At 71.2% G+C, this 14,946-nt stretch carries 15 protein-coding genes; 14 read left to right on the top strand and 1 reads right to left on the bottom strand.

The features are described 5' to 3' along the window. The first annotated feature begins 26 nt into the window (after positions 1 to 26). The 3 genes from IE108_RS21540 (at position 27) to prcA (ending at position 2,259) form a co-directional block, all read left to right on the top strand. Positions 27 to 632 carry an endonuclease VII domain-containing protein gene (locus tag IE108_RS21540; protein WP_079163455.1) on the top strand — a complete coding sequence of 202 codons (606 nt, stop codon included), beginning with the start codon at positions 27 to 29 and terminating at the stop codon, positions 630 to 632. Next, complete coding sequence (gene prcB / locus IE108_RS21535; RefSeq protein WP_064727036.1) at positions 584 to 1,429, top strand: proteasome subunit beta; 846 nt, start codon at positions 584 to 586, stop codon at positions 1,427 to 1,429. The genes IE108_RS21540 and prcB overlap by 49 nt, the downstream gene beginning before the upstream one ends. 62 nt (positions 1,430 to 1,491) lie before the next feature. Further along, on the top strand, positions 1,492 to 2,259 hold the full coding sequence (gene prcA, locus IE108_RS21530) for a proteasome subunit alpha (protein WP_064727035.1): 768 nt from the start codon (positions 1,492 to 1,494) through the stop codon (positions 2,257 to 2,259). Between the two features lie 41 nt (positions 2,260 to 2,300). Here prcA and IE108_RS21525 read toward each other — a convergent pair whose 3' ends face one another. Beyond that, entirely contained in the window at positions 2,301 to 3,311 is a 1,011-nt protein-coding gene (locus tag IE108_RS21525; RefSeq protein ID WP_064727034.1) for a LacI family DNA-binding transcriptional regulator, read from the bottom strand. A gap of 115 nt (positions 3,312 to 3,426) precedes the next feature. Here IE108_RS21525 and IE108_RS21520 point away from each other — a divergent pair, with 115 nt between their 5' ends. The 11 genes from IE108_RS21520 (at position 3,427) to IE108_RS21470 (ending at position 14,771) form a co-directional block, all read left to right on the top strand. After that, entirely contained in the window at positions 3,427 to 4,686 is a 1,260-nt protein-coding gene (locus IE108_RS21520; protein ID WP_064727033.1) for an MFS transporter, read from the top strand. Positions 4,687 to 4,695: 9 nt separating this feature from the next. Then, positions 4,696 to 6,057: a Pup--protein ligase gene (pafA, locus tag IE108_RS21515; protein ID WP_064727032.1), complete on the top strand. Its 1,362-nt coding sequence runs from the start codon at positions 4,696 to 4,698 to the stop codon at positions 6,055 to 6,057. A gap of 144 nt (positions 6,058 to 6,201) precedes the next feature. Further along, positions 6,202 to 7,209 (top strand): FKBP-type peptidyl-prolyl cis-trans isomerase, encoded by a 1,008-nt coding sequence (locus IE108_RS21510; RefSeq protein WP_064727031.1) that lies wholly within the window; start codon positions 6,202 to 6,204, stop codon positions 7,207 to 7,209. 60 nt (positions 7,210 to 7,269) lie between these two features. Then, positions 7,270 to 7,641: an FKBP-type peptidyl-prolyl cis-trans isomerase gene (locus IE108_RS21505; RefSeq protein WP_064727030.1), complete on the top strand. Its 372-nt coding sequence runs from the start codon at positions 7,270 to 7,272 to the stop codon at positions 7,639 to 7,641. Between the two features lie 137 nt (positions 7,642 to 7,778). Next, positions 7,779 to 8,732: a helix-turn-helix transcriptional regulator gene (locus IE108_RS21500; protein ID WP_064727029.1), complete on the top strand. Its 954-nt coding sequence runs from the start codon at positions 7,779 to 7,781 to the stop codon at positions 8,730 to 8,732. Between the two features lie 18 nt (positions 8,733 to 8,750). Beyond that, entirely contained in the window at positions 8,751 to 9,797 is a 1,047-nt protein-coding gene (locus IE108_RS21495; protein WP_079163453.1) for a helix-turn-helix transcriptional regulator, read from the top strand. 29 nt (positions 9,798 to 9,826) lie between these two features. Further along, complete coding sequence (locus IE108_RS21490) at positions 9,827 to 10,087, top strand: hypothetical protein (RefSeq protein WP_064727027.1); 261 nt, start codon at positions 9,827 to 9,829, stop codon at positions 10,085 to 10,087. A 10-nt stretch (positions 10,088 to 10,097) separates the two neighbouring features. Next, complete coding sequence (locus IE108_RS21485) at positions 10,098 to 10,292, top strand: hypothetical protein (protein ID WP_064727026.1); 195 nt, start codon at positions 10,098 to 10,100, stop codon at positions 10,290 to 10,292. Positions 10,293 to 10,566: 274 nt separating this feature from the next. Next, positions 10,567 to 10,854: a Sec-independent protein translocase subunit TatA gene (gene tatA / locus IE108_RS21480; protein WP_064727025.1), complete on the top strand. Its 288-nt coding sequence runs from the start codon at positions 10,567 to 10,569 to the stop codon at positions 10,852 to 10,854. Between the two features lie 47 nt (positions 10,855 to 10,901). Beyond that, complete coding sequence (tatC, locus tag IE108_RS21475) at positions 10,902 to 11,852, top strand: twin-arginine translocase subunit TatC (RefSeq protein ID WP_064727024.1); 951 nt, start codon at positions 10,902 to 10,904, stop codon at positions 11,850 to 11,852. Positions 11,853 to 11,918: 66 nt separating this feature from the next. After that, positions 11,919 to 14,771, top strand: coding sequence for a DEAD/DEAH box helicase (locus IE108_RS21470; RefSeq protein WP_079163451.1), 2,853 nt, complete (start codon positions 11,919 to 11,921; stop codon positions 14,769 to 14,771). Positions 14,772 to 14,946 lie beyond the last annotated feature (175 nt).

Here is a 14,946-nt window from a genome sequence, read left to right as displayed (position 1 = left end):
ATAGAAGGTGACGGGGGGTTTTTGGGGTGGTTGGGGCATCGGGTGAGAAGCGGTGTACCGGCTGCCGACGGGAGCTGCCCGTGGCCGGGTTCGCCCGGGACAAGAACCGTGCTGACGGCCTCCAAGTGCGGTGTCGGGAGTGTGCGGCGGAGTACAGCGCCGCGCACTACCGGCGTCGCCGGGAGGCCATGGGGTTGACTGTCCGCGAGAAGGCCGAGGTACCAGCAGGGCACAAGCTCTGTAGGACCTGCGGTGAAGTCAAGCCTCACGGTGAGTGGCACCGCAATGCGACCGCCTCCGACGGCCTGTCGACCCGCTGCAAGGCATGCCGGGCCATCCAGGGGCGGGAAGTGCATCTGAAGCGCAACTACGGTCTGACCGAGGCCGAGCGCGACAAGTTGATCGCCGATCAAGGCGGCGTCTGCTGCATATGTTTGGCGGCTCCGGCCGCACATGTGGATCACTGCCACAAGACGGGTAGGGTCCGAGGCGTACTGTGCTTCAGCTGCAACGCAGCCTTGGGGCAGTTCAAGGATCGGCCCGATGTCATAAGGCGGGCTGCCGCTTACGTGGAGGGAATCGCGTGGAAGCCAACACTCGTAGCACCGGGCGTCTACCGGCTGCCTTCCTGACGCCCGGGTCCTCTTCGTTCATGGACTTCCTCGGTGAGCACCAGCCGGAGATGCTCCCGGGCAACCGGCAGCTGCCGCCGGTGCAGGGCGTGATCGAGGCGCCGCACGGCACCACGATCGTGGCCGTCACGTTCCCGGGGGGCGTCGTCCTCGCCGGTGACCGGCGGGCCACCATGGGCAACATGATCGCCCAGCGCGACATCGAGAAGGTCTTCCCGGCCGACGAGTACTCGGCGGTGGGCATCGCCGGTACGGCGGGTCTCGCCGTGGAGATGGTGAAGCTGTTCCAGCTGGAGCTGGAGCACTTCGAGAAGGTCGAGGGGGCCCAGCTGTCCCTGGAGGGCAAGGCGAACCGCCTGTCCACGATGATCCGGTCCAACCTGGGCATGGCGATGCAGGGCCTGGCCGTGGTGCCGCTCTTCGCCGGGTACGACGTGGACCGGGGGACCGGCCGCATCTTCTCGTACGACGTCACCGGCGGGCGCTCCGAGGAGCGGAACTACGCGACGACGGGGTCGGGGTCGGTCTTCGCCCGCGGCGCGATGAAGAAGCTCTTCCGCGACGACCTCACCGAGGAGCAGGCCACGACGCTGGTGGTCCAGGCGCTGTACGACGCGGCAGACGACGACTCGGCGACCGGTGGTCCCGACGTCGCCCGCCGGATCTACCCGATCATCACTGTGATCACCGAGGACGGTTTCCGCCGGCTCGGCGAGGACGAGTCCGCGGAGCTGGCCCGCTCGGTCCTGGAGCGCAGGCTCGAGCAGCCCGACGGCCCGCGGGCCGCGCTGCTGTAGCGGGAGCCGGTCTCGTGTTGTCAGGTGGTCCAGTGTTCTCCACAGAAAGGGACGGATAACCGGTGTCGACGCCGTTCTATGTATCTCCCCAGCAGGCGATGGCCGACCGGGCGGAGTACGCCCGCAAGGGCATCGCCCGTGGCCGCAGCCTGGTCGTGCTGCAGTACGCCGACGGCATCGTGTTCGTCGGCGAGAACCCGTCCCGCGCGCTGCACAAGTTCAGCGAGATCTACGACCGGATCGGCTTCGCGGCCGCCGGCAAGTACAACGAGTACGAGAACCTGCGGATCGGCGGCGTGCGCTACGCCGACCTGCGCGGCTACACCTACGACCGGGACGACGTGACGGCCCGGGGCCTGGCGAACGTGTACGCGCAGACGCTGGGCACGATCTTCTCCAGCCAGGCCGAGAAGCCGTACGAGGTGGAGCTGGTCGTCGCCGAGGTCGGTGACGGTCCCGAGAGCGACCAGATCTACCGGCTGCCGCACGACGGCTCCATCGTGGACGAGCACGGCTCGGTCGCGGTCGGCGGCAACGCGGAGCAGATCAGCGGCTACCTGGACCAGCGGCACCGGGACGGCATGACGCTGGCCGAGGCGCTGAAGCTGGCGGTGCAGGCGCTGTCCCGCGACACGAACGGGAGCGAGCGGGAGATTCCGGCGGAGCGCCTGGAGGTCGCGGTGCTGGACCGTACGCGGCCGCAGCAGCGGAAGTTCAAGCGGATCGTGGGCGCGCAGCTGTCGCGGCTGCTGGACTCCGGGGCGAGCGCGGGTGCCGGTGACTCCGCCGGGTCCGAGGCGGACGACACCGACGCCGGGGCGGACGAGTAGGCAGAGCCGGGGCGGCCTTTCCGGGCCGCCCCGGGTCCGGCTCAGCGCGGCGGTGCCGTGGAGCCCCGTACCACCAGGCTGACCGGCAGGTCCCCCTCCTCGGGGGTCCGCCCGTCCAGTACGGCGAGCAGGGCCCGCATGCCGCGCTCGCCGAAGGCCTCCGCGTCCAGGCGGACGGTTGTCAGCTCCGGGTCGATGGCCGTGGCGAGACCCAGGTCGTCCAGCCCCGTGACCGAGAGGTCGTCGGGGACGCGCAGCCCCGCGCGCCGGGCCGCCTTGTAGGCGCCGGCCGCCAGCTTGTCGTCGTCGCAGACCAGGGCCGTGGGCCGGGGACCGGGGGCGCCGAGCGCGGCCTCCGTGGCGATGCGGGCGCCGTCGATGGAGATGGGCGCGCGGACCGTGCTCAGGTCGGTGCCGGGGGCGGCCGACAGGCGGGCCGCCAGCTCGCGTGCGCGTACCTCGAAGGTCCAGGACGGCACGTCCGCCGCGAGGTGGAGGAAGCGGCGGTGGCCCAGCGCCAGCAGATGCTCGGCGACCTGGCGGATGCCGTCGGCGATGTCGAGGTTGACCGTGGCGGCGCCCAGGCTGCCCTCGGGGTCGCTGTCGAGCATGACCAGGGGCAGTTGGTCGCCCCGGATGGCCGAGAGGGCGTCGGCGGCCATGGAGGACGCGATGACGCCGTCCAGTGCCGCCTGCGCGGAGGCGAAGGGGTCCCGGGCCGGGCCCACGCCCTCGGGGGAGGGGTAGAGCACCACGCCGAAGCCGTGCTCGCCCGCCACCCGCGCGGCGCCCGTGTACACCTCCGCGAAGAACTCCGTGGTCAGCGCGGGGACGACCAGAAGTACGGTGCGGGTGCGGCCGAGCCGGAGGTTGCGCGCGGCGAGGTTCGGCCGGTAGCCGAGGTCCTGGGCGGCCTCGCGGACCCGCTGCGCGGTGGGTTCGGACACGCGGCCGCGCCATTTGTCGCCGAGGACCAGGGAGACGGCCGCCTGGGACACCCCGGCCGCCTGGGCGACGTCCCGGCTCGTGGGGCGGGTGCTGCCTCGTGCCACCGTTCGCCTGCGCTTTCGTCTGGACTCCCGAACAGGCGACATGGTACGTATGGCACGCGAAGTTATACGTAACACTTCCATGATCGCGGAGACAGCAGAGAAGAGGGGGCGCCGCGTGGCTGCCGGATATCTGGACATCCTCCGGGCGCGGCACGCCGTGCGGCTGCTGGTCGGCACGCTGGTGGGGCGGCTGCCCAACGCCACCGCGGCGATCGCGATCGTGCTCTTCGTGCGCGCGGAGGGCGGCTCGTACAGCCTCGCGGGGGCGCTGGCCGCCGTGTACGGGGTCGCGAACGCGGTGGGGCAGCCCGTGCTGGGGCGGCTGGTGGATCTGCGCGGGCAGCCGCGGGTGCAGTTGCCCGCCGCCGTGCTCTCGGCGCTGGCGATGGCCGTGTTCGCCTTCGCGGGCACCGGGTCGCCGGTGCTCGCGTACGCGGCCGTGGGGGCGGCCGGGCTGTTCACGCCGCCGCTGGAGGGCGGCCTGCGGGCGCTGTGGCCCAGCGTGCTCGGCAAGGAGGACCAGGTGCACACGGCGTACGCCATGGACGCCGTCGCCCAGGAGGTCATGTTCACCGTCGGACCGCTTCTGGTGACGGTGTGCGTGTCCCTGTGGTCGCCGCTGGTGGCGCTGCTGGTGCTCAACGGGCTGGGTGTGCTGGGCGCGCTGTCCGTCGTCGTGTCGCCGCCCTCGCGCGCGTGGCGGTCGGCGCCGCGCGAGGCGCACTGGCTGGGCGCGCTGCGTTCCGGCGGGCTGCTGGCGCTGCTGGGGGCGTTCCTGTTCATCGGCATGGCGCTGGGCTCCATCACCGTCGCGTCGGTGCCGTACGCGGACGAGCACGGCGGCGACGCGGTGTACGGGTGGCTGATGGCGGCCCTGGGGCTCGGCGCGCTGGTCGGGGGAGCGGTGTACGGGGCGCGGCGGTGGACGGGGGAGCCGGCCCGGCGACTGCGGCTGCTGGTGGCGCTGTTGGCGGCCTGTTACCTGCCGCTGACGCTGATGCCCGGGGCCGTCGCCATGGTGCTGCTCACGGTGCTCGCCGGTGTCTTCCTGGCGCCCTGCATCGCGTGCGCCTTCGTCCTCGTCGACGTGCACGCTCCGCGCGGCACCGTGACGGAGGCGTTCTCGTGGCTGGTGACGACCTTCACCGTGGGGGCGTCGGTGGGCACCGGGCTCGCGGGGCCCGTGGTGGAGCACGGCGGGGCCCTGTGGGGCTTCGCGGTGCCCGGGGCGGCGGGGGCGGTGTCGCTGCTCGTGCTGGTGGCCACGGGGCGGGTCCTCGCAGCTCCCGCGCGGGGAGCGGTGGTTGCGGCTTCATCGGAAAATGATCCAAACCGTGCCGTCGAACCCCGTTTCAGTTCGGGTCATCGGGCGTAATGTTCAGTCATGGACCGCCGCATTTTCGGGCTGGAGAACGAGTACGGCGTCACGTGCACGTTCAGGGGACAGCGCCGCCTGTCGCCTGACGAGGTGGCGCGGTACCTCTTCCGCCGTGTCGTGTCATGGGGCCGCAGCAGCAACGTCTTTCTGCGCAACGGGGCCCGCCTCTATCTCGACGTGGGATCACATCCGGAATACGCCACACCCGAATGTGACAACGTGATTGAACTCGTCACCCACGACAAGGCGGGCGAGCGCATTCTCGAAGGACTCCTGGTGGACGCCGAACGACGCCTGCACGAGGAGGGAATCGCGGGCGACGTCTACCTCTTCAAGAACAACACCGACTCCGCCGGCAACTCCTACGGCTGCCACGAGAACTATCTGGTGGCGCGGCACGGGGAGTTCTCGCGGCTCGCGGACATCCTCATCCCGTTCCTGGTGACCAGGCAGCTGCTGTGCGGAGCCGGCAAGGTGCTGCAGACGCCGCGTGGTGCGGTGTACTGCGTCAGCCAGCGGGCCGAGCACATCTGGGAGGGCGTGTCCTCCGCGACCACACGCTCCCGGCCGATCATCAACACCCGCGACGAGCCGCACGCCGACGCCGAGCGCTACCGGCGGCTGCACGTCATCGTGGGCGACTCGAACATGTCCGAGACGACCATGCTGCTCAAGGTCGGCGCCACCGACCTGGTGCTGCGCATGATCGAGGCGGGCACCGTGATGCGCGACCTCACCCTGGAGAACCCGATCCGGGCGATCCGCGAGGTCAGCCACGACATCACCGGACGGCGCAAGGTGCGCCTGGCCAGCGGCCGGGAGGCCTCGGCGCTCGAGGTGCAGCGGGAGTACTACGAGAAGGCCGTGGACTTCTGCGAGCGCCGCGGGATCCGCACCGGCACCGTGGAGCGGGTGCTGGAGCTGTGGGGCCGCACGCTGGACGCGATCGAGGCCGAGGACCTCGACCGGATCGACACCGAGATCGACTGGGTCATGAAGTACAAGCTCATCGAGCGGTACCGGGCCAAGCACAACATGACCATGTCGCATCCGCGGGTCGCGCAGATAGACCTCGCCTACCACGACATCCACCGCCGTCGTGGTCTCTACTACCTGCTGGAGAAGAAGGGCCAGGCGGCCCGGGTCGCCAACGACTTGAAGATCTTCGAGGGCAAGTCCGTTCCGCCGCAGACCACTCGGGCCCGGCTGCGCGGCGACTTCATCCGGCGGGCCCAGGAGCAGCGGCGGGACTTCACCGTCGACTGGGTCCACCTCAAGCTCAACGACCAGGCGCAGCGCACCGTGTTGTGCAAGGACCCGTTCCGTTCGGTGGACGACCGGGTGGAGAAGCTGATCGCGGGCATGTGATCCGGGCCGGGTGAGCAAGGCGTCACCGCGCGAAAGGGCGGAACGCCACACGGGCACCGTACGTTATCCGTACGGTGCCCTTCTCACGCCGTAGAGTTGCGCGCACGCCATCACGCAGACCCCCATCGATACGAGGCCCCCACCGTGCGCCGACGCTCCCTCATCATCGCCGTCCCCGCGGGACTGGTCACGCTCGCCGCATGCGGTGACGACGACTCCGGCTCCTCGAGCAGCGCGAGCGACAGCGCGTCGCCCGAGGCGTCGCCCTCGTCGTCGGCACCGCCGCCGCCGAAGATCGTCGACGGTCCGCTGCCGGCGATCACGGCGGGGACGAAGTTCGACGAGAAGCCGACGGTCGCCAAGGGCAGCGGGGACCCCTCCAAGGACCTCGCGGTCAAGACGGTCATCGCCGGCGGCGGCAAGGCCGTCGCGGAGGGCGACTTCGTGTCGGCGAACTACCTCGGCCAGGTCTGGCAGAGCGCGAAGGTCTTCGACAACTCCTACGACCGGAAGACCCCGCTCGTCATCCAGCTGGCCCAGGGCAGCATCATCGACGGCTGGCGGTACGCGCTCACCGGCAAGAAGACCGGCAGCCGCGTCGAGTTCTCGGTGCCGCCCAAGTGGGGGTACGGCGAGCAGGGCAACGAGCAGGCGGGCATCAAGGGCACCGACACGCTGGTCTTCGTGGTCGACCTGCAGGACACCTTCAACGCCAAGAGCTCCGCCAAGGGCAAGGAGGTGCCGCAGGACGACGCGGCGCTGCCCAAGGTCGGCACCAACACCGACGGCAAGGCACCCTCCATCGACGTGCCCGACGGCGACGCGCCGAAGAAGCTCGTGGCGGAGTACGTCCTTGAGGGCGACGGCGCCGAGGTCGGCGCCCAGGACAGCGTGCTCGTGCAGTACAAGGGCGTCGTGTGGGACGGCGGCAAGGAGTTCGACTCGACGTACAGCAGGAAGCAGCTGACGTCGTTCTCGCTGCAGCAGGTCGTCAAGGGCTGGTCGCAGGGGCTGACCGGCAAGAAGGTCGGCAGCCGCGTCCTCATCGTCATCCCGCCGGACCTGGGGTACGGGGACAGCCCGCCGCAGGGCAGCGGCATCGAGAAGGACTCGACGCTGGTCTTCTCCGTGGACATCCTGGCGAAGATGTGACGCCCCGGGGATGTAAGACTTGGCCCGTTGCCTTTCCGCAGACAAGCAGGAGCTGAACACGTGAGCATCGACAAGCCCGAGGTCGACTTCCCGGGCGGCGAGCCGCCGGCGGACCTCGAGATCAAGGACATCTGGGAGGGCGACGGCCCGGTGGCCGAGGCCGGTCAGACCGTGACCGTCCACTACGTGGGCGTGACCTTCAGCACCGGCGAGGAGTTCGACGCCAGCTGGAACCGCGGTACGCCGTTCCGCTTCCCGCTCGGCGGCGGCCGCGTCATCGCGGGCTGGGACCAGGGCGTGCAGGGCATGAAGGTCGGCGGCCGCCGCCAGCTGACCATCCCGGCGCACCTCGCGTACGGCGACCAGAGCCCGACCCCGGCGATCCCGCCCGGCTCGACGCTGATCTTCGTGGTCGATCTGCTCGGAGTCTGATCCACGTCCGAACGGACGGTGATCAGAGCCGGTCATCAAGGGTCCATGCCTGTCCGGGCATGGGCCCTCGGCTTTTGCCGCGCCGTCTCGGGGCGGTACGGTCATCCGTCGTAAGCACCATAGGGAGAAGGGCGTCGATGGCCATTGCCAAGGCCGAGCGGCTGATGAACCTGGCGCTGTGTCTGCTCGGGACACGGCGGCCGCTCAGCAAGCGTGAGCTGCGTGAATCCCTCGAGGCGTACCTCGAAGCGGGCTCCGACGACTCCTTCAACCGCATGTTCGAGCGCGACAAGGACGACCTGCGCGAACTCGGACTGGTCATCGAGACCGTGGAGAGCCTCGACGGCGAGATCGGCTACCTGGCCCGCCGGGACAGCAACCGCCTGCCGCCCATCACGCTGGACGCCGAGGAGGCCGCCGCGCTGGGACTCGCCGCCAAGGTGTGGCAGCAGGCCCGGCTCGCCGGCGCGGCCAGCGGCGCCCTGCAGAAGCTGCGCGCCGCGGGGCTGCCGGAGGACGTCGACCCCTATGAGCCGCACAGCGCGCTGGAGCCGCGCATCCCGGTGCACGAGGCGGCCTTCGAGCCGCTGATGCTGGCCTGCCGCGACCGCCGGCCCGTCGGCTTCGACTACCGCAAGGCCAACGCCGCCCAGCCCGAGCCGCGGCACGTGGAGCCGTGGGCGCTGGAGTGCTGGCGCGGGCACTGGTACCTGGCGGGCTTCGACCGGGACCGCGGGGCCGAGCGGGTGTTCCGGCTGTCGCGGATCACCGGCCGGGTGCGCTCGCGCGGCGGACGCTTCACCGCGCCGGTGCCGGACGTGGTCACGGTGCGCGAGACGGTCGCGAGCTGGGCGGGGGAGACCGCCGACCGCTCGGCCCGCATCCGGCTGCGCTCGGGCGCCGGCTACCCCCTTCGGGCGAAGGCCACCGCCGTACGGGAACTCGGTGACGGCTGGGACGAGTTGGAGATTCCGTACGGGCACGGCCTGGACGCCTGGCTGGTGGAGTTCGGGCCGGACGTGGTGGTGCTGGAGCCCGCGGAGTTGCGTGCGGACGTGGTGGACCGGCTGCGTGCCGTGGCCAAGGGCTGAGGGGGAGCGGACAACACAGTGGCAGGCAAACCGGTCAGGGCAGTGAACGCCATCGACCAGACCCGGCGGATGCTCTCCCTGGTGACGTATCTGCGGGAGCGCCCCGGCGCACGGATCGAGGACGTGGCGCGGGCCTTCGGCATCACCGAGGACGAGCTGGTCTCCGACCTCGACGTGCTGCCGATGTGCGGCACCAGCTTCCGCGGCGGCGACCTGCTCGACATCGACACCGACGGCGAGCGCATCTGGTGGCACAACCCGGCGGCGCTCGGCGCGGACGCCGCGGAGCCGCTGCGGCTCGCCGCCGACGAGGCCACCGCGCTGCTGGTCGCCGCGCGTGCCGTGGCGACCCTGCCGGGCCTGCGGGAGAGCGACCGGCAGGCGCTGCTGCGGGCGACCGCCAAGGTGGAGACCTCGGCCGGGGAGGCCGCGGGCGCCAGTTCGCGGCTGTCCGTCACCTTCGAGTCGGAGGGCGGCGTCTTCGCCGACGTCGACCGGGCGATCTCCGAGCGCCGGCGGCTGTGGATCCGCTACTACTCACCGGCCCGCGACGAGGTCACCGAGCGCGAGATCGACCCCATCCGCCTCGTCAGCGTCGGGCACACCTACGTGGAGGCCTGGTGCCGCCGCTCCGAGGCGCGGCGCACCTTCCGCCTCGACCGGGTCGCCGAGATCCGCATCCTGGACGAGCCGTCCGCGCCGCCCGAGGTGGAGCTGCGGGACCTGTCGGAGGGGCTGGTGCAGCCGGCCGCCGAGGACCCGGAGGTCGTCGTCGAGGTCGGCCCGGGCGGACGCTGGGTCGCCGAGTACTACCCGCACGACAGCGCGGAGGAGCTTCCCGACGGCGGACTGCGCATCACCCTGCGCACCCCCGAGCCCGCCTCCCTGCGGCGCCTGGCCCTCCGGCTGGGGCGCGACGGACGGATCGTCTCCCCGCCCGAGCTGGCCGCCAGCGCCCGGCACGCCGCCCGGGAGGCGCTGGCCGCCTACGACGGGATCGAGCCGGCCGGCGCGACCGCCGGCCCGGCCGGCGGCCCGCACGACAGGCAGGAGCGAGGACTGTGAGCGAGCCCCTGGGGCCGGGTGGGCCGGGCATGTCGGCGGCGTCCGCGTTCGCCGGCATGAGACGCGTGTCGCCGATCGTCTTCAAGGCGGGCTGCCCGGACTGCCGGGGCCGCTTCGAACTGGCCGCGAGCGCGCTGCGGCTGGCCATCGGCGCCACCAGCCGCACCACCTTCTACTCGTTCACCTGCCCGGAGTGCGGCTCGGCCGTCCGCAAGCCGGCCGGGGAGCGGGTCGTGGAGCTGCTGACGGGCGGCGGGGTCAGGACCCTGCGGCTGCACTCCACCGTCTAGTCTCGACGTCATGTTCTGGCCGATGCTCGCCGTTGCCCTGGGTTTTCTTGGTCTCGCCGTCCTCGCGGTGCTCGCCGTGCGGGTGTTCGTGGAGACACAGCGCCTGGCCAGGCAGGTGGAGGACTCGACCCACCGCATCGGCCGCGCCGCGGAGGACCTGGAGCGGGCGACCGAGAAGGCCGCCCGGTCCGTGGACGCCCTGTGAACGAGGGGCCGCGCACGCGGCCCCGCGACCGTCGGGGCGGACACGCGGGAGTCACGTTTTGGACCGCTTCGCCCTGTCACCCCACGGGCCCCGGCAGGTACGCTGCTGGTCGCGGCCCGGAAAACGAGGCCCGGCCGCGGACGGGAGTACGCACGGGGATTGCCTCACGTTCACCCCTGAGCGTTACGATCGCTGCACAAGACGATCGGTCGGACGCAGGTCCGAGTGGTCGGACAGCACCCACCCAGCCGCCTCGGTGAGAAGGTAAAGACTTATGTTCGGAAGGCTCGGCGCCCCCGAGATCATTCTCATCCTCGTCGTCATCATCCTGCTGTTCGGCGCGAAGAAGCTTCCGGACATGGCGCGGTCCCTCGGCAAGTCGGCCCGCATCCTCAAGAGCGAGGCCAAGGCGATGAAGAGCGAGGGCAAGACCGACGCGTCCGCCCCCGCCGACCCGCCGAACCCCGAGCAGTCCGCGGCGCAGCGCACCATCCAGGCCGCCCCCGGCGACGTGACCAGCTCCCGGCCGGTCAACGAGCCGACGGACACGACCAAGCGCTGACGCAGGGCCGGTGACCTCCGGCCCGCCGCACGAGATGGGAACGTGGGTTGCTGAAGCCTGCCCGCACCAAGGAGAGGGACCCCGAGGGGCGGATGCCCCTGGCGGAGCACCTTCGTGAGCTCCGCAACCGGCTCGCGAAGGCCTTGCTGGCGATCGTCGCCGTCACCGTCGTCGCCGCCTTCTTCTACGAGGCGATCATCAATCTCCTCACCGGGCCGATCCTCGATTCGATCGGCTGCGACAAGTCCTTCGCCGAACTGGCGGAGGCCAGGTCCGGCGCGGAGCCGTGCGCGCAGATCACCATCAACGGTCTGCTGGGCCCCTTCACCCTGGCGCTGAAGGTGTCCCTGACGGCGGGCATCGTGCTGGCCTCGCCGGTCTGGCTCTACCAGCTGTGGGCGTTCGTCGCCCCCGGTCTGCACAGGAACGAGAAGAAGTACGCCTACGCGTTCGTCGCCACCGGCGCGCCGCTGTTCCTGATCGGTGCCTACTTCGCCTACGCGGTGCTGCCCACCTCCGCCGAGGTGCTGATCGAGTTCACGCCGAGCGACGTGGACAACCTGCTGCCGCTGGACGAGCTGCTCGACCTCGTCACCCGCATGGTGATCGTCTTCGGCCTCTCCTTCGAGCTGCCCCTGCTGCTCGTCATGCTCAACCTCACCGGCGTGCTGACCGGCAGGCGGATGCTCGGCTGGTGGCGCGCGATGATCATGGGCATCACGCTGTTCGCGGCCATCGCCACGCCGAGCACGGACCCGCTGACCATGATCCTGCTGGCCGGGCCGATCTGGGTGCTGTACTTCGGCGCCGTCGCCGTCTCCCTGGTCAACGACCGCCGCAGGGCCCGCCGCGAGGCCCTGGAGCCCGACGACGACGAGGCCTCGGACCTGGACCTTTCCCCCGAGAGCATCGGCGAGGTCGAGGCCGTGACCACCGCCCGCGCCCTGCCCGAGCAGGCCACCAGGGACCGGGTCAACGGCTACGACGACGTCACCTGACCGCACCGGGGCGGTGGCCGCGGGCGCCGCCGCCCCCACGGAACCCCCACAGGGCCGTTCCGGATAATGATCGTCCTGTTGTCAGTGCGGCCCGGTACGCTCGAAAGCACGATGACAGAGGATCTCTCACCGGCCGAGCGGTACGCGGCAGCCCGTCAGCGCGCTGTCGAGCAGGCCACCGCGCTCGCCTCCTTCCGCGAGATGTACGACTTCGGCCTCGACCCCTTCCAGATCGAGGCCTGTCAGGCCCTCGAAGCGGGCAAGGGCGTCCTCGTGGCCGCGCCCACGGGCTCCGGCAAGACGATCGTCGGCGAGTTCGCCGTCCACCTCGCCCTCCAGCAGGGCCGCAAGTGCTTCTACACGACCCCCATCAAGGCGCTGTCGAACCAGAAGTACGCGGATCTGTGCCGCCGCTACGGCTCGGACCGGGTGGGCCTGCTCACCGGCGACAACAGCGTGAACTCCGACGCCCCGGTCGTCGTCATGACCACCGAGGTCCTGCGGAACATGCTGTACGCGGGCTCCCAGACCCTGCGCGGCCTCGGGCACGTGGTCATGGACGAGGTGCACTACCTCTCCGACCGCTTCCGCGGTGCCGTGTGGGAGGAGGTGATCATCCACCTCCCCGAGTCGGTCACCCTGGTGTCGCTGTCGGCGACCGTGTCCAACGCGGAGGAGTTCGGCGACTGGCTCGACACCGTGCGCGGCGACACCCAGGTGATCGTCTCCGAGCACCGGCCGGTGCCGCTGTTCCAGCACGTGCTCGCCGGCCGCCGGATGTACGACCTGTTCGAGGAGGGCGAGGGCCACAAGAAGGCGGTCAACCCCGACCTCACCCGCATGGCCCGCCTGGAGGCGAGCCGTCCGTCGTACCAGGACCGCAGGCGCGGCCGGGCCATGAAGGAGGCCGACCGGGAGCGAGAGCGCAGACAGCGCGCCCGGGTCTGGACGCCGAGCCGGCCGGAGGTCATCGAGCGGCTGGACTCGGAGGGGCTGCTGCCGGCCATCACCTTCATCTTCAGCCGCGCGGCCTGCGAGGCCGCCGTCCAGCAGTGCCTGTACGCCGGCCTGCGGCTCAACGACGAGAACGCGCGGGACCGGGTGCGGGCGCTGGTCGAGGAGCGCACCGCCTCCATCCCCACCGAGGACCTGCACGTCCTCGGGTACTACGAGTGGCTGGAGGGCCTGGAGCGCGGCATCGCGGCCCACCACGCGGGCATGCTGCCGACCTTCAAGGAGGTCGTCGAGGAGCTGTTCGTCCGCGGTCTGGTGAAGGCCGTCTTCGCCACCGAGACCCTCGCCCTCGGCATCAACATGCCCGCCCGCTCGGTGGTGCTGGAGAAGCTCGTCAAGTGGAACGGCGAGCAGCACGCCGACATCACCCCCGGCGAGTTCACCCAGCTCACCGGCCGGGCCGGCCGGCGCGGCATCGACGTCGAGGGCCACGCCGTGGTGCTCTGGCAGCGCGGCATGAACCCCGAGCACCTGGCGGGACTGGCCGGCACCCGCACCTATCCGCTGCGCTCCAGCTTCCGGCCGTCGTACAACATGGCCGTCAACCTGGTCGAGCAGTTCGGCCGGCACCGCTCGCGGGAGCTGCTGGAGACCTCCTTCGCGCAGTTCCAGGCGGACAAGTCGGTCGTCGGCATCTCCCGTCAGGTGCAGCGCAACGAGGAGGGCCTGGAGGGCTACCAGGCCTCCATGACCTGCCACCTCGGCGACTTCGAGGAGTACGCCCGGCTGCGCCGCGAGCTGAAGGACCGGGAGACCGAGCTGGCCCGGCAGGGTGCCAACCAGCGCCGCGCCGAGGCCGCCGTGGCGCTGGAGAAGCTGAAGCCGGGCGACGTCATCCACGTCCCCACGGGCAAGTACGCGGGCCTCGCCCTGGTGCTCGACCCGGGCCTGCCCGCCGGCCGGTCCAACGGACACCGCGGCTTCGAGCACCACGACGGGCCCCGCCCGCTGGTGCTGACCGCCGAGCGGCAGGTCAAGCGGCTGGCGTCGATGGACTTCCCGGTGCCGGTCGAGGCGCTGGAGCGGATGCGGATCCCGAAGTCCTTCAACCCGCGCTCGCCCCAGTCCCGCCGCGACCTCGCCTCGGCGCTGCGCACCAAGGCCGGGCACATCCCCCCGGAGCGGGCCCGCAAGAAGCGGTCCCAGGCCGCCGACGACCGGGAGATCGCCCGACTGCGCAAGGCCATCCGGGCCCACCCCTGCCACGGCTGCGACGACCGCGAGGACCACGCCCGCTGGGCCGAGCGCTACCACCGGCTGCTGCGCGACACCTCGCAGCTGGAGCGCCGGATCGAGGGCCGGACCAACACCATCGCCCGCACCTTCGACCGGATCGTCGCGCTGCTGACCGAGCTGGACTACCTGCGCGGCGACGAGGTCACCGAGCACGGCAAGCGCCTCGCCCGGCTCTACGGCGAACTGGACCTGCTCGCCAGCGAGTGCCTGCGCGAAGGGGTCTGGGAAGGCCTCTCGCCGGCCGAACTGGCCGCCTGCGTCTCGGCCCTGGTCTACGAGTCCCGGGCCGCCGACGACGCGATGGCGCCCAAGGTCCCCTCGGGGCAGGCCAAGGCCGCCCTCGGCGAGACGGTCCGCATCTGGGGCCGCCTCGACGCGCTGGAGGAGGACTTCGGCATCAGCCAGACCGAGGGCGTCGGCCAGCGCGAGCCCGACCTCGGCTTCGCCTGGGCGGCGTACATGTGGGCGTCCGGCAAGGGGCTCGACGAGGTGCTGCGCGAGGCGGAGATGCCGGCGGGCGACTTCGTGCGCTGGTGCAAGCAGGTCATCGACGTGCTCGGCCAGATCGCGGCCGCCGCTCCCGCCCAGGGCTCCACGGTCCCGAAGAACGCGCGCAAGGCCGTCGAGGAACTGCTGCGCGGAGTGGTCGCCTACTCGTCCGTCGGCTGACCGGACGGTACGGCTTTCGAAGGGCCCGGCGGTGATCCGCCGGGCCCTTCCCTCATCACGGTGAGTGAGTTTCGCACGCGCGTACGCGCTCACTCATCGTGTTCGAATGATTCCCCGGCGTGCAAATGGGCCGACCTTACTGCAGCCTCCGGGGCCGTTTCAGGCGGTTGCCGAA

Source organism: Streptomyces parvulus (assembly GCF_014648855.1).
Lineage (GTDB): Bacteria > Actinomycetota > Actinomycetes > Streptomycetales > Streptomycetaceae > Streptomyces > Streptomyces parvulus.
This window is presented reverse-complemented; position numbering and strand designations above follow the sequence as displayed.

What these genes read in the sequence shown, in the direction of transcription:
- IE108_RS21470 (WP_079163451.1), top strand. Translation starts at nt 11,919, where the DNA reads ATGATCGTCCTGTTGTCAGTGCGGCCCGGTACGCTCGAAAGCACGATG.
- tatA (WP_064727025.1), top strand. Translation starts at nt 10,567, where the DNA reads ATGTTCGGAAGGCTCGGCGCCCCCGAGATCATTCTCATCCTCGTCGTC.
- IE108_RS21490 (WP_064727027.1), top strand. Translation starts at nt 9,827, where the DNA reads ATGTCGGCGGCGTCCGCGTTCGCCGGCATGAGACGCGTGTCGCCGATC.
- pafA (WP_064727032.1), top strand. Translation starts at nt 4,696, where the DNA reads ATGGACCGCCGCATTTTCGGGCTGGAGAACGAGTACGGCGTCACGTGC.
- IE108_RS21485 (WP_064727026.1), top strand. Translation starts at nt 10,098, where the DNA reads ATGTTCTGGCCGATGCTCGCCGTTGCCCTGGGTTTTCTTGGTCTCGCC.
- IE108_RS21500 (WP_064727029.1), top strand. Translation starts at nt 7,779, where the DNA reads ATGGCCATTGCCAAGGCCGAGCGGCTGATGAACCTGGCGCTGTGTCTG.